The organism is Streptomyces sp. NPDC051172 (assembly GCF_040682555.1).
GTDB lineage: Bacteria > Actinomycetota > Actinomycetes > Streptomycetales > Streptomycetaceae > Streptomyces.
This window is the reverse complement of sequence record NZ_JBFBBE010000019.1, coordinates 36646-56800: the sequence shown is the minus strand read 5'-3', so window position 1 is coordinate 56800 and position 20155 is coordinate 36646. Positions and strand designations below refer to the sequence as shown.

The window sequence follows — 20155 nt, the reverse complement described above, 5'->3', positions numbered from 1 at the left end:
CCGTCCGCGCCAGGTGAGTGCTGATGCTCACCGAGACTGCGAACGGCGATCCCCGCCTTTTCTTCTGGCAGCGCGTGCGCGAGTTCGCCGTGCCGCCCTCCATGATCGAGACTGCGACCGCCCGCCGCCTGGTCGGCGACTGGGCGGGAGCGTGTGCCGCCGCCGGCCTCGATGTCGATCTCAACCTGCGTTCCGTGGCGCGCAGCCATGGCCGGGAGCTCGCAGCCCGAGTACGGGCCGATCTGCGCCGGTTGGCTCCCGACCTGTTGCGCTGGCACATGCCGAGGATCGCTCCCGACGGGTTGCTGCGCCCTGGTCTGACGATCGCACTGTCCCGGTACGACACCGCCGGGCGGGACGGGCCGGGTCCGGTGCACCTGGTGGTGCGGACCCCGCCGGCCTGGGCGGACGCCGGGCAGCGGATCAGCCTCGCGCTGTGGGACGGATCCCACACGGACGCCGCCGCCCGGCGTCATCCGCACCCCCGTCCCAGCCGGCGCTTCCGTCTCGACCTGCACCGCCATCTGTGGGACGCGGGCAGAGCCGATGAGCTGCGGACACGGTCCGGGGCCGATCGGCCGAGCGACGACAACAGCCCTGCAACGGCTTGCGAGTTGCCCGACTCGGTTCCGGACGGTCGGCGCTGCGCCGTCGACCGGTGGGCGGCCGAGGCGGGGATACTGCTCGGCGCCGAAGGGCGGCGCGGGTCCGGCAGTTGCGTGCTCGTGCGGCTCGGGGGCAGGCATCGCCTGGTCCTGGACCTGACCGCGGGCAGCGCCGAGGCCGGGCCGCCCTCGGTGCGACTCGCCGACGCGTCCGGGTACGGCGACGGCTCCGCGCTGCGGGTGCTGCCCGATGCGGCGACCTGGGTCCCGCCCGATCTGGAACTCCTGCGCACCGGTGCGATCACGCCCGAGCGACTGCACCCGCTGGTCGCCACCGCCCTCGTACCGGACCACTCGCCGGCCGGGCCGCCCCCTGCTCTGGAACCGGCAGGGCAGCCGCGTCTCGTGGAGTGCCGTGGAGTTCGGCACCGGATCGGTCTGGTGGACGGGGTGCTGGCCCCGCTGGACCATGACCCGGCCGAGATCCGGCGGGAGGAGCTGCTGGTCGCGCTGACCGGGACTCCGCTGCCCTGCCTGCAGGCGATCGACGAGGCGCACCGTCGTCCGGACTGCCTCACGGGGGTCCGCGAACGCCTGGACCACGGCGACATCGCCGGTGCACTGGCCGTCGTGGAGGGCCTGCTCGGTCCCGATGCGGTGCTGCGCGACGGACCGCTACGGGCCGAGCTGGAGGCTGCCGCGGAGCGGCGGATCACCTACGGCCTGTTCAGGCAGGGCCTGACCGGACCCGCTCGCGGGCCTGCCCGCCATCGCCCCGGGGACCTCTGCCGCACTCCTCGCCACCGCTCCCACCCGCGCCACGCGAATTTCCGCTGACCTCACCCTCGTACATCCGTCTCACTCGGCTCACCCCGACGAAAAGGTGACCACACACATGCCTGCACACACTCCGTTCGCTGCCTCCGTCACTCCTCCCGGCTCCCAACTCGACGTCGCCGACGAGCTGTTGGCCCTGCTGCGCGATGCCACCACCGAACCCCGTCCCGACATGCAGCTCGAGGCCCTGACGCTGGCCGTGGCCGCCGATCTGCCCGTGCTGCTGTGGGGTGAGCCGGGGATCGGCAAGACCGCGGCCCTGACCCGGCTCGCCGAGGCCCTCGACCTGCCGCTGACCACGGTGATCGCCAGCGTGCACGAGCCGTCCGACTTCTCCGGGCTGCCCGTCGTCGGGGACGATCCCGCGGAGCAGGGCGTCCCGATGGCCCCGCCGGACTGGGCGGTGCGCCTGGTGCGGGCCGGGCGGGGACTGCTGTTCCTGGACGAGCTGTCCACCGCGCCGCCCGCGGTGCAGGCGGCACTGCTGCGACTGGTGCTGGAGCGTCGGATCGGCGCCCTCCAGCTGCCGCCCGGGGTGCGGATCGTGGCCGCGGCCAATCCGCGGTCCTCGGCGGCCGACGGCTGGGAGCTGAGCCCGCCGCTGGCCAACCGTTTCGTGCACCTCCAGTGGACCCACGACCACGAGGTCGTCGTACGCGGCCTCGGCGGGACCTGGCCGCGGGCCACACTGCCGCGGCTCTCACCGGAGAAGCTGTCGGAGGCGGTGGACTTCGCCCGCCGTGCGGTGTGCGGGCTGCTCACCGCACGGCCCACACTCGTGCACCGGCTTCCGGGCAACGAAATGGGGCGGGGCGGCGCCTGGCCGTCGCCCCGGAGCTGGGAGATGACGCTGCGGCTGATCGCCTTCGCGACCGCGGCCGGCTCCTCCCGAGACGTGCTCTCCCTGCTGGTGCGGGGCACGGTGGGCGACGGCCCGGGCCTTGAACTGCTGGCGAGTCTGGACCGGATGGACCTGCCGGACCCCGAGGTGCTCCTGGCCGACCCCGCGAACGCGGAGCTGCCCGAGCGGGGTGATCTGCGCCAGGCCGTGCTCGACGGTGTGGTGGCGGCGGTCCGCAGTCGCCCCGAGAAGTCCCGCTGGGACGCGGCCTGGGCACTCCTGGTCCGTGCGCTGGAGACAGAAGCGCCGGACCTGGTGGTCGTGCCGGCTGCCACGCTCGCCACGTTGCGCCGCGAGAACTGGGACGTACCGGCGTCGATCGAGAAGCTCGCCGGAGCGGTGTCCGTGTCCCGGCGGGCGGACCAGGCGGCGGCCCGAGCCGCCCTGACCGCGGAGGCCGCCCGATGAGCCCCGACCAACCCGGGGCACTGGACCTCGACAAGCTCTTCGCGGCCCGGCTGCAGGCCGCCCGTGCCCGCCCCTACCTGGCGACCGCGCTGTTCGCCCTGCACACCGTGGAGTCGCGGCAGGTGCCGACGATGGGCGTCGACCGGCACTGGCGGTGCTATGTCTCGCCGGGGTTCGTGGACCGGATGCCGGTGGAGGACCTGGCGGCCGTATGGGTGCACGAGGTGTCGCATCTGCTGCGCGACCACCACGGGCGCAGTGACCGGGTCGCCCGGGAGCGGGGGCTGACCGGCCCCGGAGAACGGCTGCGGATGAACATCGCCGCGGACTGCGAGATCAACGACGACATCTACGGCGACGGGCTGGTCCGGCCCCGGGGCGCGGTGCGGCCGGCGGCCCTGGGGCTGTCCGAGGGGCAGCTGATGGAGGACTACCTGCGCCAGTTCACGCTCGGCGCGCGGACACAGAGCATGGCCTGGCTGGACTGCGGCAGCGGCGCCGACGGGCTGGCACGGGAGTGGGAGCTGGGTCCGGACGGCGCGCACGGCCTGAGCGCGCAGGAACAGGACGCGGTGCGGTTCCGGGTGGCGGAGGGGCTCAGGGGCCGTCCGGGCAACGCCCCGGAGGGGTGGCGGCGGTGGGCGGAGAAGGCGTTCCATCCGCCGCAGCCGTGGCGGGAGTTGCTGGGCGCGGCGGTCCGTTCCGCGGCCTCCGGGTCGGGCGCGGGCGAGGACTACAGCTACGGCCGGCCCGCGCGGCGCTCGGCGTCGCTGCCCGGAGTCGTACTGCCGAGCCTGCGGCGCAGACCGCCCCGGGTCTCGGTGATCATCGACACGTCCGGGTCGGTCAGTGACGCCGAACTGGGCAGCGCACTCCTGGAGGTCGCCGCGATATCCCGTGCCGTGGGCGGTCGCCGCGACCTGGTGACCGTGGTGCCGTGCGACGCGGCCGCCCGGGTCGCGCACCCGCTGTGCCGGGCCGAGGGCATCCCGCTGATGGGCGGCGGCGGTACGGATCTGCGCACCGGCTTCGCCAAGGCGCTGCGCACGCGGCCGCGTCCCGATGTCGTAGTGGTGCTGACCGACGGTCAGACCCCCTGGCCGGACGCGCGGCCGGCGTGCCGGAGGTGGTGGGTCTGTTTCCCCGGCACGGCGCGAGCTGGGACGAGGAGGATCCCGAGCATGTGCCGGACGCGCCGCCCGCCTGGGCCCGGGTGGTCGACATCGGGTAGGCGGCCCTGTCCGTCGAGATGGAAAGGACCGGATCTACCCTTGCCCGGTGACCAGCTTCGATCCGCCGGACCAGGCGGGCAGCGCACCCCGGCCGCAGTCGCTGATGCTGAGCTTCTTCGGCATTCACGCCCTGGGCCGGGACGTCGCCCTGTCGGCGAGCAGTCTGATCGATGTGTTCGGGCAGGCCGGGATCACCGAGGACGCCGTACGGTCGACGCTGACCCGCATGGTCAAGCGCGGACTGCTGGAACGGCATCGGCGCGGCCGTAAGACGTACTTCGGCCCGACGCCCCGCGCCACCCGCGTGCTGCAGGACGGCCACGACCGGATCTGGTGCACCGGCGCGGTCAACCTCACCTGGGACGGCACCTGGACCCTGGTGGGCTTCTCCCTCCCTGAAGCGTGGCGTCGCGAGCGGCACGACCTGCGTTCCCGGCTGCTGTGGAGCGGTTTCGGCCCGCTGCAGAACGGCCTGTGGGTGGCGCCCGGCACGGTGGACGTGCCCGAGATCGTCGCCGGGCTGGACCTCGATCCGTATCTGCGCGTCTTCCAGGGAGCCACGGCCGTCGCCCCGACCGACGCCCGGACGATCCTGCACACGGCGTTCGACGTGGAGTCCGTCGCCAAGGGATACGAGGCGTTCCTGGCCCGCTGGAGCACGGACGCCGACGAGCCGGCGGACGCCCTCGTGCGGCAGCTGCTGCTGCACACCGACTGGCTGGACCAGGTCCGCCAGGATCCCCATCTGCCGGCCGAGCACCTGCCCGAGGACTGGCCGGCGGCCCGCGCGGAGGAGCGGTTCCACGAGCTGGCGCGCCGCTGCGAGGCGCCGGCCCGTCAGGAGGCCGCGAGCGCTCTGGACCTGATCCGGGTGGCCGTCCCGTAACACCGCCCGGACATCCGGTGGCACCCGCCAGGCGCAGCCACGCCCATCGTTACTGGGCAATCTATTGACCGCCGTCGAAAAACTGCCCTACATTCGTCGCGTTCTCGGCGTCCCCGCATCGCTCGAAGCCGCCCAGCCGCTCAAAGGGGAGCACTCGTGTCCACCGAAACGCGCACCCAAACCAGCACCACCGCCGCCTCGCAACCATCCGGCGGCCTGCCCGTCGGCACCCTGATCGCCGGCTGCTTCGCGGTCTGTCTGGCACAGATCGCCCTGGCCATGCCGGCCACGCTGAACGGGCTCTTCCAGGAGGACCTGCATCCCGTCGGTTCGCAGCTGACCTGGATCTCGGACGCGTTCCTGCTGCCCGTCTCCGTACTGGAGCTGACCTTCGGCGTCCTCGGCGACCTCTTCGGCCGCAAGCGGCTGCTGGTCGGCGGCGGTGCGCTGCTGGTGGTCGGCGAGGCACTCGCCGCCGCCAGCACCGGCATCCACATGCTCTGGGTGGGCCAGGCCATCGCCGGCCTCGGTGCGGCGGCACTGTTCCCGACGTCGCTCGCGATGATCGCCGCGGGCACCCACTCGGCCAAGGACCGTGCCCGCACCATCACGATCTGGGCGGCGGCCCTGTCCAGCGGCGGTTTCGTCGCCCCCGTCCTGGGCGGCATCACCGGCAACTACGGCTCCTGGCGCTGGGCGTTCATCGTCGTGACGGGACTCGCCCTGGTCAGCACCGTGCTCAGCCAGCTGCTCGCGCACAACTCCAGCGCCCCGCAAGGCCGTTCACTCGACCTGGCCGGGCAGATCACCATCGGCATCGGCATGTTCGCCCTGCTCTACGCGGTGATCCAGGGCCCGGCGGACGGCTGGACAGCGACGCCGGTGGTGATCGCGTACGTGGTCGCCGCGGTGTTCATCGGCCTGTTCATCGTGGCCGAAAGCCGGGCCGCCTCCCCCCTGTTGAGGCTGGACCTGTTCAAGAACCGGGCGTTCGCGGTGGCGTCGTTCGTCGCGGTGGTCGGCATGTTCAGCTACCTCGGCACCGCCTACGCGACCAGCATCCGGCTGGGCCCGATCCAGCACCAGAGCCCGCTGCGCGGCTCGTTCGCGTTCATTCTCCTCAACGCCTGGACGCTGCTGCTGATGCCGCTGATCTCCCGGCTGCTGGAGAAGGTCAGCCCGCGCTGGGTGCTCGGCGCCGGTCTCGGGCTGATGGCCACTGGAGACTTCATCGCCGCCACCCTCTCGGTCCACGACCGCGCCCTGACCTCTCTCATCCTCCCCATCGGCCTGGTCGGTGTCGGCTTCGCGCTGACGGTCTCCTCGATCACGTCGACGGCCGTCAACACGGTGGAGGTCCACTACGCGGGCATGGCCAGCGCATCGACCAGCCTGCTGCGCGACTTCGGCTTCACGCTCGGTCCGGCGGTCATCGGCGCGATCGCACTGAGCCGTGCGGCGGACGAGTTCACCTCGAAGCTGGCCTCCTCCCATCTGTCCGCCGAGGTCAAGGCGGCCGCCGGACAGGTGGCGGCGGAGGGCGGACCACTCGCCTCCAACTCCGTACCGCCGTCCTCCCCCCCGGGCGGCGCGGTCCCGCTCGCTCTGGAAGCCCTCGGCAACGGGTACGCCATCGGCTATGTGCTCTGCGGCCTCTCGGCCCTGGCCTGCTGCCTCCTCAGCGTGATCGCGCTGCGCGGGAAGGGCGACACGGACGCGACCGTGGGCATCGCGGAGGAGGAGCCCGCGGCCGCCTGACCATCTGTGGGATCCCTGTGCGAGACGGCGCCGGTCCACCTGACCGGCGCCGCCTCGTCACCGTAGTGTCACAGAAGATCCACACGTGTCACAGCTGACCCACAGGCGAAACCCCCGGTGAGGCAGTCATGTCTCCATGGTCGGGCGCCGGCGAAGGACCGGTCCCGCACCATCCGAACTCGGGGGACTCCATGCAGTACGTGAACGGCATCCGCAAGGCCGCGCCGGCGATCGCCGCCCTTCTGGCCGCACTGTCGGTGACCGCGTGTCAGGCCGACGGCTCCAAGGCGGCGGCCGAAACGTCGTCGAAGGCGCCGAGCAGCGCGCCGTCCGCTTCCACCACCACCCCGGGCACGACGACCCAGGAACCCTCCCACGCGCCCACGTCGAAGGCTCCGACCGCGAAGGCTTCCCCCATATCCGGGTCCGGTTCCACGGGTACGGCCGTGAAGACCTGCGCGGCAACCGCCCTGAAGGTGACGGCGCACCAGGCCGCCGTCCGCCCGGCGGGCACCGGAACCGGAGCGGCGGTGGTCGAGTTCACCAATGTCTCCGCCAAGCCGTGCATCCTGCAGGGCCACCCCACCGTGGCCGGCGCGGGCAACGGCTCCCCCGAGCACAACGCACCGCTGAAGGTGACGCCGTCCGGCTCCGCCACTCCGGTCAAGCTGGCACCGGGCGCCAAGGCCTGGCTGAAGCTGACCTTCGTCCAGGTCCAGGGCGAGGCGGACGGCTACTGCAAGTCCGGCGCGAAGCCGGTCGCCTACCCGACGCTGGTGGTCGGTCTGCCGGGCTCCGGGGCGCACCAGGTCGCACTGGACGACGGCGTCTTCGCGGAGTGCGACAACACGGTGACCGCCACTGCCGTGGCAGCCGCGTAGCCCTGGGCCCACAGGACATTTTCACCATGGACACCGAAGACGTTCTCCTTCTCCTCAATTCGGTCCGCCTGTCCTGATTTATTGGCTGGTCGGTCACGGCATCCGTGACCGGCCGGCCCGCACGACCAGATCACCACGGAGAAGGACCAGACTGTGATACCGAACCCGCCCGGAAACGATCATCTACCGGTGTACGAGAGCCTGCTGCGTGAGCGCGGTGACGTCGTGGCCGAGGCCCGTGTGGCCGCGGAGCAGATGCAGGACCAGGCACCGCAGGCATCGAGCAGCCACGACTGGGATCCGTCGGACTTCGGCCCGCAGTGAGGGAGGAGCCCTGCCGGTGAGGCAAGGGGCGCCTCCTTTTGCGCCACCCCGCCGGAATGTTCGATCACCCGGCCCTCCGCCCCGTAGGCTCAACGTCATTGACCTGCAAGGGGATTGACGGCCGCCGTGCCGAGCACGCGCCGGAGGGGCAGGAACATGACGCACGACGGGCTGATCCGACCGCTGCCGGAGCTGCTGAAGGCGCACGCGTTGGAGGCACCGTCACGTGTGGCGTTCGCCGACGACGTACGCGCCGTCACCTACGCGGAGTTGGAGGAGCGCACCGGACGACTTGCCGCGTACCTCGCCCGGACCGGGCTTCGGCGGGGCGAGCGGGTCGCGATCTGCCTGGGCAACTGTGTCGAGACGGTGGAGAGTGTGCTGGCCGTCGTCAGGGCGGGGGCGGTCGGCGTACCGCTCAATCCCCGGTCCTCCGACGCGGAACTCGCCCATTTCCTGGCGGACAGCGGCGCCTCGGTCCTCGTCACCGACCCCCCGCATCTGGCCCGGCTGCACCGACTGGGCCAAGGACAGCGCCGTACACGCGTCCTGCTGACCGGCCCGGGACCGCTCCCCGAGGACGCCCCGGACGGAACGGTCCTCTTCGACGCCGTCGCCGCCGACCCCTCGTCCGCCGGGCCGCCCCGGGACGACCTCGGCCTCGACGAGCCCGCCTGGATGCTCTACACGTCCGGCACCACGCACCTCCCCAAGGGCGTGCTGTCCACGCAGCGTGCCGCCCTGTGGTCGGCGGCGGCCTGTTACGCCCCGCTCTTCGGGCTCTCCTCCGCGGACCGGCTGCTGTGGCCGCTGCCGCTGTTCCACAGCTTCGGGCACTCCCTTGCCGTCCTGGGAGTGACCGCGGTCGGCGCGAGTGCCAGGATCACCGCCGAACACCTTCCGCCCGACGGCCTGTTACGGGAACTGCGCGCACCGCGCGAAGAGCTGGGCGGCCCCTGCACCGTCCTGGCCGGGGTGCCCGCCACCTACCACCAGCTGCTGGCGTCCGCCCGGCAGGAGACCTCCCCCGCCCCTCCGGGACTGCGGACCTGCATCGTGGCGGGCGCCCCGAGCGCACCCGCCCTGCGCCGGTCGGTGGAGGACCTGCTGGGGGCTCCGCTCCTCGACGCCTACGGCAGCACCGAGACCTGCGGCATGATCGCGGTGAACCGTCCGGACGGGCCACGGGTCGACGGTTCCTGCGGTCCGCCGGTGCCGGGCATGGAGGTGCGCGTCGTCGATCCCGGCTCCGGCAACGATGTCGCGGACGGCGACGAGGGCGAGCTCTGGGTGCGCGGCCCGAGCCTCATGAGCGGCTACCACAACCGGCCGGAGGAGACCGAGGCCGCGCTGCGGGACGGCTGGTACCGCACCGGGGACCTCGGCCGGCGCGTCGCACACGGTCATCTCACCCTCACCGGCCGCGTCAGCGAGCTGATCATCCGCGGTGGGGAGAACATCCACCCCACGGAGATCGAACAGGCCCTGCTGCGCTGCCCCGGCGTGCGGGACGCGGTCGTGGTGGGCGTCCCGCACGACTTCCTCGGCGAGGTCCCGGTGGCCTACGTCGTCCCGGGACCGGAAGGGTTCGACCCGCGGGAGATCCTGGACGCGTGCCGTACTCGGCTGGCCGCGTACAAACTGCCCGTCGAGATCCGCGAGATCGCGGCCGTACCGCGCACGGCGTCCGGCAAGATCGCCCGCCACGCGGTCGTGACGGGATCGGCCCGTCCGGCCCGGTCCTCCCCCACGGCCGCCACGGGAGCCCTGCGACAGCGGCTGCTGTCCCTGCCACCGGAGGGGCGTGAGCGGGCGCTGAGAGAGGCGGTGCTCGCCGAGACTGCCGCGGTCTGCGGCGGCGGGCCGTACGTACGGCTCGACGCCGACGGAACGTTCACCGACCTCGGTCTGACCTCCGTGGGCGCCGTCACGCTCGTCGACCGGCTCGGCGAGGCGACCGGACTGCGGCTGCCCTCGACGCTGGTCTTCGACCATCCCACACCGGCCGCGCTGGCCCGGCACCTGCACGACACCCTCTTCACCCCGGCCACCGCGACTCGGCAGCCCTTCGCTGCAGAGGCGAACACGGACGATCCGGTGGTGATCGTCGCCATGGGCTGCCGCCTGCCCGGCGACGTCGAATCGCCCGAGGACCTGTGGCGCCTGGTGTCGGAGGGCAGGGACGCGACCTCGGGCTTCCCGACCGACCGGGGCTGGGACCTGGCCGCCCTCTACGATCCCGATCCGGAACGGATCGGCACCTCGTACACCCGCCGGGGCGGATTCCTGCACCGGGCCGCGGAGTTCGACGCCGGCCTGTTCGGGATCTCGCCGCGCGAGGCGCTGGCCATGGATCCGCAGCAGCGGCTGCTGCTGGAGACCTCGTGGGAGGTCTGGGAGCGGGCGGGCATCGACCCGGCCACGATCCGCGAGAGCGACACCGGCGTGTTCGTGGGCGTGATGCACGGCGACTACTCGGCCCGCTTCACCACCCACGAACTGGAGGCCCATCTGGGCCTGGGCTCGGCCGGCAGCGTGGCCTCGGGCCGCATCTCGTACGTCTACGGTCTGCGCGGGCCTTCGATCACCGTCGACACCGCGTGCTCCTCCTCGCTGGTGGCTCTGCACTGGGCGGCGCAGGCGCTGCGCTCCGGGGAGTGTTCCCTTGCGCTGGCGGGCGGGGTCACGGTGATGGCGACGCCCAAGCCGTTCACGGCGTTCAGCCGCCAGCGCGGTCTGGCGCCCGACGGCCGCTGCAAGTCGTTCTCGGCCGCGGCGGACGGCACCGCCTGGGCCGAGGGCGCGGGCCTGGTGCTGCTGGAGCGCCTGTCCGACGCCCGCCGCCACGGCCATCCGGTACTGGCCGTGCTGCGCGGCTCCGCGGTCAACTCCGACGGCGCGTCCAACGGGCTGACGGCCCCCAGCGGCCAGGCCCAACAACGGTTGATCACACGGGCATTGGCGGACGCCGGGCTCCGTGCGCAGGACGTGGACGCGGTGGAGGCGCACGGCACGGGCACCACGCTCGGCGACCCCCTGGAGGCGCAGGCGCTGCTGGCCACCTACGGCCAGGGGCGGCCCGGGGACCGGCCGCCGCTGTGGCTCGGCTCGGTCAAGTCGAACCTCGGTCACACCCAGGCGGCCGCGGGAGTGGCCGGAGTCATCAAGATGGTGCAGGCCCTGCACCACGAGGAGCTCCCCCGGACCCTGCACGCGCAGACCCCCACACCGCACGTCGACTGGTCCGCCGGACGGGTGCGGTTGCTGACCGAGGCCCGTCCGTGGCCGGCTCCGGACGCCGGGCCGCGCCGGGCCGGTGTGTCGGCCTTCGGCATCGGCGGCACCAATGCGCATGTGATCCTGGAGGAGCCTCGGCGCTCGGTGCGCTGTGCCGCAAATGAGCGCAGCCCCGCGCCCCTTCAGGGCGCTGCCTGGCTGCTCTCCGGTGCCGACGAAGCAGCCCTGCGGGCCCAGGCCCGTCGACTCGCCGACCACCTGACGGGGCGCCCCGAACTCTCCCCAGCCGACGTCGGCTTCTCCCTTGCCGTGTCCCGGTCGGCGCTCGCCCACCGGGCGATGGTGCCGGCCGACGACCGGGCGCGCATGCTGACCGCCCTGGAGGCGCTCGGCGAGGGCGGTGACGGCCGCGGTTCGATGCGGGCCGTCGCCGACCCGGCCCTGCGTACGGCCTTCCTGTTCACCGGGCAGGGGGCCCAACGCGTCCGGATGGGTGCCGAGTTGCGCACCGCGTTCCCCGTCTTCGCCGCCGCTTTCGACGAGGTCTGCCGGGAACTCGACGGCCGTCTCGAACTTCCGTTGGGTCAGGTGCTGTTGGCGGAGCGCGGGTCGCCCGAGGCCGGCCTGCTCGACCGTACGGACTTCACGCAGGCCGGTCTGTTCGCCTTCGAGGTGGCGCTGTTCCGGCTGCTGGAGTCCTGGGGCGTACGGGGCGACTTCCTGACCGGTCACTCCGTCGGAGAACTGGCAGCGGCCCATGTCGCCGGAGTACTGGAGCTGCCCGATGCGGCCGAACTGGTCGCGGCACGTGGCCGGTTGATGCAGGCCCTGCCCACCGGCGGCGCGATGATGTCCCTGCACGCGACGGAGGAAGAGGTCCTCGCTGCGCTGGAGCACGCCGGGGACCGGGTGGCGATCGCCTCCCTCAACGGGCCGCGCTCGGTGGTGATCTCCGGCGTACGGGAGACGGTGCTCGCCGTCGCGGCCGGGTTCGAGGCGCGCGGCCGCAGAACCGTACGCCTGCGGGTCGCCCACGCCTTCCACTCGCCGCTGGTGGAGCCGATGCTCGACGAGTTCCGCCAGGTCGCCGAGGGACTGGCCTTCCGGCCGCCACGGATACCCGTGGTCTCGGCCGTGACGGGCCGCCCGGCCGAGGCCGTGGAGCTGTGTTCCCCGGAGTACTGGGTACGGCAAGCCCGGCGGCCGGTGCGGTTCGCCGACGCCCTGCACCGGCTCGGGGACAACGGCGTCTCGGTGTTCCTGGAGATAGGCCCCGGGCCCGCGCTCACGGCGGCGGCCGAGGAATGCCTGACCGGCCCGGACGGCGCCGGGCCGGTGTGCGTCACCGCCACCCGCGGCGGCGAACCCGAGCCGCAGACCCTCCTGACCGCGGTGGCCCGCCTGCATGTGCACGGGGCGCAGGTCGACTGGGCCGCGGTGTTCGCGGACAGCGGGGCCCGGCGCGTGGACCTGCCGACGTACGCCTTCCAGCGCCGCCGCTACTGGCTGGACGGCCGGCGCACCCCGGCCCCCGTGGCGGACACCCACGAACACCCGCTGCTGGGCCCGGCGTTCACCGTGCCGGACACGGACCGCACGGTGTTCTCCGGACGGCTTTCCCCGACCACGCACCCATGGCTCGGCGACCATGTGATCGCCGGGGCGGTCCTCGTCCCCGCGACGACGTTCGTGGAACTGGCCGTACAGGCGGGCCACGAGGTCGGCTGCGGCAGCCTCGACGAACTCGTCCTCGTGGCCCCGCTCGCCCTCGCCCCGGACACCGGGGTGCGCGTCCAGCTCGTCGTGGGAAAGCCGGACGAGTCCGGCCGACGGCCGTTCGACGTCTACGCCCGCCCCGACGTGGACGAAGAGCCCGCCTGGACCCGACACGCCACCGGTCTGCTCGGCCCGGCCCCCGGGGAGACTCCGCCGCCGGACCCGGAGCTCGCGGCATGGCCCCCGCAGGGCGCCGTCGAGGTCGACCTCACAGATGCCTACGACGGTCTCGCCGAGGGCGGCCTCGCGTACGGGCAGGCCTTCCGGGGCGTACGGTCGGCGTGGCGGCTCGGGGACGCCCTCTTCGCGGAAGTGCGGCTGCCCGAGGAGGAGTTGACGGCCGCCGACCACTTCGGCATCCACCCGGCGCTGCTCGACGCGGCACTGCACGCACCACTGCTGACAGGCTCCGCGGCCGGGCCTGAGGCCCTGCGGGTCCCCTTCGCATGGACCGGCGTGCGGCTGTATGCGGTGGGGGCGTCGGAGGTACGCGTACGGGTCGTCCCGACCGGAGCCGACGCGCTTTCGTTGACGCTCGCCGACCAGGCGGGCCGCCCGGTGGCGCGTGTGGATTCCCTCGTCACCCGGGAGCCACCCGTCCCGACGGCCGAACTCGACGTGGTGCGGCAGGCCTTGTGGCGCCCCGACTGGACGCCCGTCGAACCGTCCGACGGCGAACGGGACACCACCACACGCTGGGCGCTGCTGGGCCCGGACGAGCTGGACCTGTGCACGTTGCTCCCGGACGTCGTGGACACCGCCGCAGGCGAACCGGACACCCTCGTCGTCACGGCCGTCGGGGCGACGGAGCCGGACCCGCTGCCCGCCGTGCACACGCTGACGGCCAGGGTGCTGCGTGCGCTGCAGGACTGGCAGGACGACCCGCGCACGGCGGGCTCGCGCCTGGTGGTGCTGACGCGCAACGCAACCGCGCCGGACCCGGACCTGGCCGGTGCCGCGGTGTGGGGGCTGGTGCGCACGGCCCAGTCCGAGGTGCCCGGGCGCATCACGCTCGTCGACGTGGACGAACGGCCGGAGTCGCTACGGCTCCTGCCGACGGCCGTGGCCACAGACCAACCCCAACTGTCCATCCACTCCGGCCGGTTGTGCGTGCCGCACCTGCTTCGTGCCACCGGCACCACATCCGCGGACGCCCCTCACTGGCCCGGCACCGTCCTGATCACCGGCGGTACCGGCGCTCTGGGTGCGGAGCTCGCCCGCCATCTCGTCACCTCGTACGGCGTACGGCACCTGCTGCTCATCGGGCGCCAGGGCCCGCAGGCGCCGGGCGCCGCGGAACTGGGCGCCGCGCTGGAGGAGTTGGGCGCCGAGGTGCGGATCGTGGCCTGCGACGCGGCCGACCGTGCCGCGCTCGCCGAGGTGATCGACAGCTGTGCGCCCGTCCTGACCGCCGTGGTGCATGCCGCCGGGGTGCTGGACGACGGGGTGCTGACCGGGCTGACCCCCGAGCGGATGGCAGCGGTGCTGCGGCCGAAGGCGGATGCGGCCTGGCATCTGCACGAGCTGACGCGGGATCTGGATCTGTCGGCGTTCGTCCTGTTCTCCTCGGTGTCCGGTCTGCTGGGCCGCGCGGGCCAGGGCAACTACGCGGCGGCGAACTCCTTCCTGGACGCCCTGGCAGGCCACCGCGCCCGGCTCGGCCTGCCGGCCGTGTCCTTGGCGTGGGGGCCGTGGGAGGCCGCAGAGGGTATGGCCGGGGCTCAGCGGCGGGAAGGTGACGTGCTCCGGCCGCTGTCCACGGCTCAGGGTCTGGCCCTGTTCGACGCGGCGCTCCGCGACGCCGGGCCCGTGCTGGCGCCCGTTCTGCTGGACCGGGCGGGTCTGCGCTCCGCCGAAGAGCCGCTGCCGTCGCTCCTGCAAGGGCTGGTGCGCCCTCGTACGGCTGCTGCCGAGAAGAACCGGTCGCGTCCCGAGCAGGCTTGGGAGCCGGGAGCGTGGCGCCGGCTGCTGGCCGGGCTTCCCGCCGAGCAACGGGAGGGCAGGCTCACGGAGTTGATGAGCGCCGACGTCGCGGCGGTGCTCGGATACCCGGACGCCGACGCGCTCCCGGCCGGCAGGTCCTTCACCGAGCTGGGCTTCGACTCGCTGATGGCGGTGCAGGTCCGCAACCGGCTGAGCATGGCGCTGCGGCTGCGCCTCTCGGCCGCCGTGGTGTTCGAGCATCCGACGGCTCAGGGGCTGGCCCGGCACATCCTCGGCCTGCTGGAGGACGACCTGCCTGCGACGGCGCCCGACGCCGAGAGCGCCGCGGGTCCGCGGCCCGCGCAGACGCTGTCCTCGCTCTACCGGCGGGTCTGCGAGGCCGGTCAGGTGGTCGCCGCGATGCAGATGCTGGTGACGGCGTCCTGGGCGGTTCCGACGTTCGACGCGAGCGAAAGTCGCCGGAACGCGATCCCGCCGGTGCGCCGCGCCACCGGTGCCGGGGCGGACGCGCCGGTGCTCGTGTTCCTCACCGGCACCCACCCGACATTCGGCGGGCCGGGCGGGGAGTTCGCTCGCTTCCACGGTTGCCTTCAAGGGGAGTTGGACGTCCTGGAGTTCCCGCACCCTGGCATCGGCGCAGGCAGCGCGGTGCCGGCCGACCGGGAGACGCTGGCCCTCACCCACGCCGAGTCGGTGCTGCGGCACCTGGGCGGCAGGCCCTTCGTGGTCGTCGGCGTCAGCACCGGGGGCACCGTGGCGCATGCCGTGACCCGGCGGCTCGAAGCGCTGGGGGCCGCTCCCCTCGGGCAGGCGCTGCTGGACACGTACCTCGTCAACGACGGCAACAGCGACAAGGACTGGCTGCTGGCGCTGCCCGCGGTCATCGCACCGCGTCTCGGCGGCACCGAGTTCGCCGGGGACGAGGACGCAGGCGTTGCCGCAATGGGGGCGTACACCCGCATGTTCCTGGGCTGGGACCCGGAACCGGTCGACACCCCCACCCTGCTGGTGCGGGCGACCCGGCCCACGCCGGAGATGGCGGCGAACGCGGGCCCGGACGGATGGCGGACGTCCTGGCCGCTGCCGCACACCGAGGTCGACGTCCCGGGCGACCACTTCTCGTTCATGCAGGAACACGCCCCGACCACCGTGGCGGCCCTGCGCGCATGGCTCGACTCCCTGGGAGAAGCACAGTGACCGTGGCCCAACCCGCCAGTGAACACGGCGCAGTTGAGGAGTTCGACGTGATCGTCGTGGGCGGTGGTCCGGCCGGGTCCACCGTCGCCACCGCCGTCGCCCTGCGCGGTCATCGCGTCCTTCTCCTGGAACAACAGGCGTTCCCCCGCTACCAGATCGGCGAGTCGCTGCTGCCGTCCACCGTGCACGGTGTGTGCCGCATCCTGGGCGTCGAGGACGAGGTCGCGCGGGCGGGCTTCAAGCTGAAGCACGGCGGGACGTTCCGGTGGGGCCGCAACCGGGATCCGTGGCAGTTCTCCTTCGCCCTGTCTCCTCGGCTGGCCGACCCGACCTCGTTCGCCTACCAGGTGGAGCGGTCCCGGTTCGACGCGATCCTGCTGGCGGGCGCCCGCCGGGTCGGCGTCGACGTACGGGAGGACTGCCGCGTCAAAGGTGTGCTCGCCGACGAGGAGCGGGTGCGGGGCGTCAGTTGGAGCGGCCCCGGCGGTGAGCTCCGCGAGGCCCGGGCCCGCTATGTCGTGGACGCGTCCGGCAACGGCAGCCGGATCCACACCGAGGTCGGCGGCAGCCGGACGTACTCCGACTTCTTCCGCAACATCGCGGTGTTCGGCTACTTCGCCGGCGGCAGGCGGCTCGCGAGGCCCAACGATGGCAACATCTTCTGCGCCGCCTTCGACGAGGGCTGGATCTGGTACATCCCGCTCCGCGACGACCTCACCAGTGTGGGGGCGGTGGTGAGCCGGGAGAACGCCGCCGGGATACAGCGGGACCCGGCGGCGGCCTGGCGCGGGCTGATCGGCTCCTGCCCCGAGGTCCGCGACCTCCTCCAGGGGGTTCCACAGGCCACCGAGGTGCCCTACGACCAGGTCCGCGTCCGCAAGGACTGGTCGTACTGGAAGTCCCGGCTGTGGCGGCCCGGCATGGTGCTGGCCGGGGACGCGGCGTGCTTCGTCGATCCGGTGCTCTCCTCCGGCGTGCACCTCGCCACGTACGGTGCCCTGCTCGCGGCCCGCTCCATCAACGCCGGCCTGGCCGGGACGCTGGACGAGGGTCGCCTGTTCGAGGAGTTCGAGGCCCGCTACCGGCACGAGTACGGCCGGTTCTACGAGTTCCTGGTCTCGTTCTACGACATGCATCAGGACGAGCGTTCGTACTTCTGGAAGGCCCGCAAGGTCACCAACGTGGGCGCGACGGAACTGGAGGCGTTCGTGGAACTGGTGGGCGGTCTCGCCTCCGGCGACGCGAGCTTCGACGGGCTCGGGGAGGCGGGCGCCCGGCTGACGGCGGCCTCCTCGGAGCTCGGCACGGCGGTGGGCCGGTTGCCGGACTCCGACGGCCTGCGCAACCCGCTCTTCGAGTCCGCCTCCATCCGTCAGGTGTTCCAGGAGGGTGCCGTCCTGCAGGAACGAGGGGTGTTCGGCGGGCCGTTGGAGGAGGAGACGCCGGTGCGGCCCGGCGGGCTGGTGGCTTCGGAGGACGGGCTCACATGGGTGGATCCTGCTCGGCCACGGCCCTGAGGCTCGCCACCGTCCCCCGGACCGTCGGGTGACGGTACAGCTCCCGCAGCCGCAGGGACGGCAGGCCGCGGGCGCGCAGGGCGGCACCGATACGGACGGCGGACAGGGAGTTGCCGCCGAGTTCGAAGAAGTCGTCGTCCGGGCCCACGGGCACCCCCAGCACGTCGCTCCAGATCTCCGTCAGGCTTGCGGTGAGGTCGTCGGCGGCCGGAGCTCCCGGAGCCGTCTCCCGCTGGGGTGTGCGCAGGACGGCGGGCGCCGGGAGCCGGGCCGCGTCGAGTTTGCCGTTGGCCGTCAGCGGCAGCGCGTCCAGGGCGGTGACGGTGGCAGGAAGCATGTACTCGGGCAGGATGCCGGCGGCCCGCTCGCGGACCCCGGCGGGGTCGCCCCCGGCGGCCAGGGTCACGTAGGCGTCGATCCTGTCGGTGGCGGCGCCTGCGGTCTCGTCACGGCGTACCAGGACGGCCGCGGTGCGCACATCGGGGTCCTCCAGCAGCACGGAGCGGATCTCGTCGAGCTCGATCCTGAAGCCGCGGATCTTCACCTGGCTGTCGATCCGCCCGAGGTGTTCGAGCCGCCCGTCAGGGCGCAGCCGTCCGAGGTCGCCACTGCGGTACATGGTGCCGCCGGTGCACGGATCCGGCACGAACCGCTGTGCGGTCAGCTCCTCCTGGCCCAGGTAGCCGAGCGCCACGCCGGCTCCGCCGACGCATATCTCGCCCGCCACGCCCGGCGGCAGCAGCCGTCCGGCCGGGTCCACCACGTACAGGTGCCAGCCGGGCAGGGCGCGCCCGACGGAGCGGGTGGCGGCGAGCGCCAGTTGCCGGGTGAGGGTCTGCTCGGTGACATGGACGGTGGTCTCCGTGATGCCGAACATGTTCACCATCCGGCAGGACCGTTCCGGGTGCCGGTCGAACCAGGGCAGCAGCATCCGCGTGTCCAGCGGCTCACCGCCGAAGACGACGAGCCGGACGGACACGTCGGTGTGGTCCACGTCGAGGAGCTGGGCGAAGGCGGACGGGGTCTGGCTGAGCACGGTGACCTTCTCGGCGACGAGCAGGTCACGGAAGTGGTCCGGTTCACGGGAGACGAAGTACGGCACCACGACCAGCCGCCCACCGGTCAGCAGGCAGCCCCAGATCTCCCACACGGAGAAGTCGAAGGCACTGGAGTGGAACCAGGTCCACACGTCCGCCTCGGAGAACCCGTACTCCTCGCGGGTCGCGTCGACCAGGGCGATCACATTGCGGTGCGGTACGACGACGCCCTTGGGCCGACCGGTGGAACCGGAGGTGTAGATGACGTAGGCGGCGTCGTGGGCCGAGGGGGGCGTGGGGCTGGTGTCCCCCTCGGCCGACGGCCACCCGGTGCCCGGCGCGTTCAGCAGTTCGTCCGGGGTCACCTGCACGCAGTCCGCCACGGCCGGGAACTGAGAGAGCCGGGTGATCACCAGGCCCAGACCCGCGTCCCGTGCCGTGTGCGCGAGCCGCTCCGCCGGGTAGGCGGGGTCGACGGGCACGTAGGTGGCGCCGGCCGTCAGCACGGCGAGCAGGGTGACGACGAGTTCGGCGGAGCGCTCAAGGCACACGCCCACCCGGTCGCCTGCGCCCACTCCGCGTGCGTGCAGGCCGGACGCCAACCGGGCTGCCCGCTGGTCGAGTTCGCGGTAGGTCAGGCCGGTGTCGCCGTCGGTCACGGCGATGCGGTCCGGTGCCGCCGCCACGATCCGGGCGAGCGCCGCGGGCACGCTCACCTGCCTGGTGGTCAGTGCGCGGGGCGGGCGGCCGAGCGCCGCCGTGCGGGCGCGCTCCGCCTCGTCGAGGAGTTCGACGTCGTCCGGCGGGGTCTGCGGGCGATGCAGAACCTGCTGGTGCACATGCGCGAGGTGCCGTACGAACTGGGCGGCGATCTCCGCGGAGAAGTGACTGCTCAGGTGGTCGCAGCGCAGCCGCAGACCGCCCGAGTCCCGGAGGATCGAGACGGTGAGCGGGAACGGGGGCGCGAGGCAGGGTACGTACTCGGTCTCGCCCTCTGCGGGAAGGGCGGTGGCGTCGAAGAGCAGACCTGTCAGCGCAGGGCCGGCCGCGGAGGAGGGCTTCGACTCGCCCAGCGTGGCGGCCGGTTCGACGGTGAAGCTGCCGCGGTCGGTGCCGATGACCGGCAGGGTGTCGGGATCGTAGCGGTGCAGGGTGACGGCGAGTGCCGTGAGCCAGCTCGCCTCGTCGCCGCCGTCGTCCAGGGCGAGGACATGGGGAGCGGCGGGGCGGTCGTCGCCGAGTCCCCAGGCGGGAGCCGGCGCGGCGGGGGATGTCTCGGGAGCCGGGGGTGCGTCGTGCGGTGCCACGGGCTGCCCGGCTGCCAGCCGGTTGAGGGCCGTACGGTCCCAGCGGCCGCGCGGGGCGACGACGATCAGGTCGTGGAGGCCGTCGGCGTAGCGCAGGAGGACTTGGCGAGGTCCGCGGCTGGGGCGGGCGAGTTCGGTGGCGCGTCGGCGCTCGGCCAGGGGGTCCGTCGCCGGTACGGAGATGTCCTCGATCCACAGCCCCGGCCGGGAGGCGGGGTCCGGTGAGTGGTCCGGCCGGACGCGCAGGGCGTGGCAGTGGGGCGCGAGGAGGGGGGCGGGCAGCAGCGCGGACACGGGCCGTACTCCTT

At 73.1% G+C, this 20155-nt stretch carries 9 protein-coding genes and 1 pseudogene; 9 read left to right on the top strand and 1 reads right to left on the bottom strand.

The annotated features are described in order from the left end of the window. Nucleotides 1–23 precede the first annotated feature (23 nt). The 9 genes and pseudogenes from AB0N07_RS14325 to AB0N07_RS14285 all read left to right on the top strand — a co-directional run bounded on the left by AB0N07_RS14325 (nucleotide 24) and on the right by AB0N07_RS14285 (nucleotide 17503). A complete protein-coding gene (locus AB0N07_RS14325) occupies nucleotides 24–1442 on the top strand; it encodes a hypothetical protein (RefSeq protein WP_365834696.1) in 1419 nt (472 codons plus the stop codon). 58 nt (nucleotides 1443–1500) lie between these two features. Continuing rightward, nucleotides 1501–2751: a MoxR family ATPase gene (locus tag AB0N07_RS14320; RefSeq protein WP_365834694.1), complete on the top strand. Its 1251-nt coding sequence runs from the start codon at nucleotides 1501–1503 to the stop codon at nucleotides 2749–2751. After that, a pseudogene (locus AB0N07_RS14315) lies at nucleotides 2748–3982 on the top strand (VWA-like domain-containing protein). The gene AB0N07_RS14320 and the pseudogene AB0N07_RS14315 overlap by 4 nt, the downstream one beginning before the upstream one ends. 104 nt (nucleotides 3983–4086) lie before the next feature. Then, nucleotides 4087–4869 (top strand): PaaX family transcriptional regulator C-terminal domain-containing protein, encoded by a 783-nt coding sequence (locus AB0N07_RS14310; protein ID WP_365834816.1) that lies wholly within the window; start codon nucleotides 4087–4089, stop codon nucleotides 4867–4869. A 156-nt stretch (nucleotides 4870–5025) separates the two neighbouring features. Further along, a complete protein-coding gene (locus tag AB0N07_RS14305) occupies nucleotides 5026–6627 on the top strand; it encodes an MFS transporter (RefSeq protein WP_365834692.1) in 1602 nt (533 codons plus the stop codon). Between the two features lie 191 nt (nucleotides 6628–6818). Beyond that, a complete protein-coding gene (locus AB0N07_RS14300) occupies nucleotides 6819–7508 on the top strand; it encodes a DUF4232 domain-containing protein (protein WP_365834690.1) in 690 nt (229 codons plus the stop codon). Between the two features lie 189 nt (nucleotides 7509–7697). Continuing rightward, the gene (locus tag AB0N07_RS14295; protein WP_266963465.1) at nucleotides 7698–7832 is read left to right on the top strand and encodes a hypothetical protein; all 135 of its coding nucleotides are present in this window, start codon (nucleotides 7698–7700) and stop codon (nucleotides 7830–7832) included. Nucleotides 7833–7988: 156 nt separating this feature from the next. Next, complete coding sequence (locus tag AB0N07_RS14290; protein ID WP_365834688.1) at nucleotides 7989–15986, top strand: type I polyketide synthase; 7998 nt, start codon at nucleotides 7989–7991, stop codon at nucleotides 15984–15986. Continuing rightward, nucleotides 15983–17503 (top strand): tryptophan 7-halogenase, encoded by a 1521-nt coding sequence (locus AB0N07_RS14285; protein ID WP_365834686.1) that lies wholly within the window; start codon nucleotides 15983–15985, stop codon nucleotides 17501–17503. Before AB0N07_RS14290 ends, AB0N07_RS14285 begins: the two co-directional genes overlap by 4 nt. On the opposite strand, the gene AB0N07_RS14280 is transcribed toward AB0N07_RS14285, so the two are convergent. Then, entirely contained in the window at nucleotides 17469–20141 is a 2673-nt protein-coding gene (locus tag AB0N07_RS14280) for an amino acid adenylation domain-containing protein (protein ID WP_365834684.1), read from the bottom strand. The genes AB0N07_RS14285 and AB0N07_RS14280 overlap by 35 nt on opposite strands. Nucleotides 20142–20155: the final 14 nt, after the last annotated feature.

Excerpts from the sequence above, each read along its gene's own strand:
- AB0N07_RS14325 (WP_365834696.1), top strand. The coding sequence starts at position 24 with ATGCTCACCGAGACTGCGAACGGCGATCCCCGCCTTTTCTTCTGGCAG.
- AB0N07_RS14290 (WP_365834688.1), top strand. The coding sequence starts at position 7,989 with ATGACGCACGACGGGCTGATCCGACCGCTGCCGGAGCTGCTGAAGGCG.
- AB0N07_RS14320 (WP_365834694.1), top strand. The coding sequence starts at position 1,501 with ATGCCTGCACACACTCCGTTCGCTGCCTCCGTCACTCCTCCCGGCTCC.
- AB0N07_RS14310 (WP_365834816.1), top strand. The coding sequence starts at position 4,087 with ATGCTGAGCTTCTTCGGCATTCACGCCCTGGGCCGGGACGTCGCCCTG.
- AB0N07_RS14300 (WP_365834690.1), top strand. The coding sequence starts at position 6,819 with ATGCAGTACGTGAACGGCATCCGCAAGGCCGCGCCGGCGATCGCCGCC.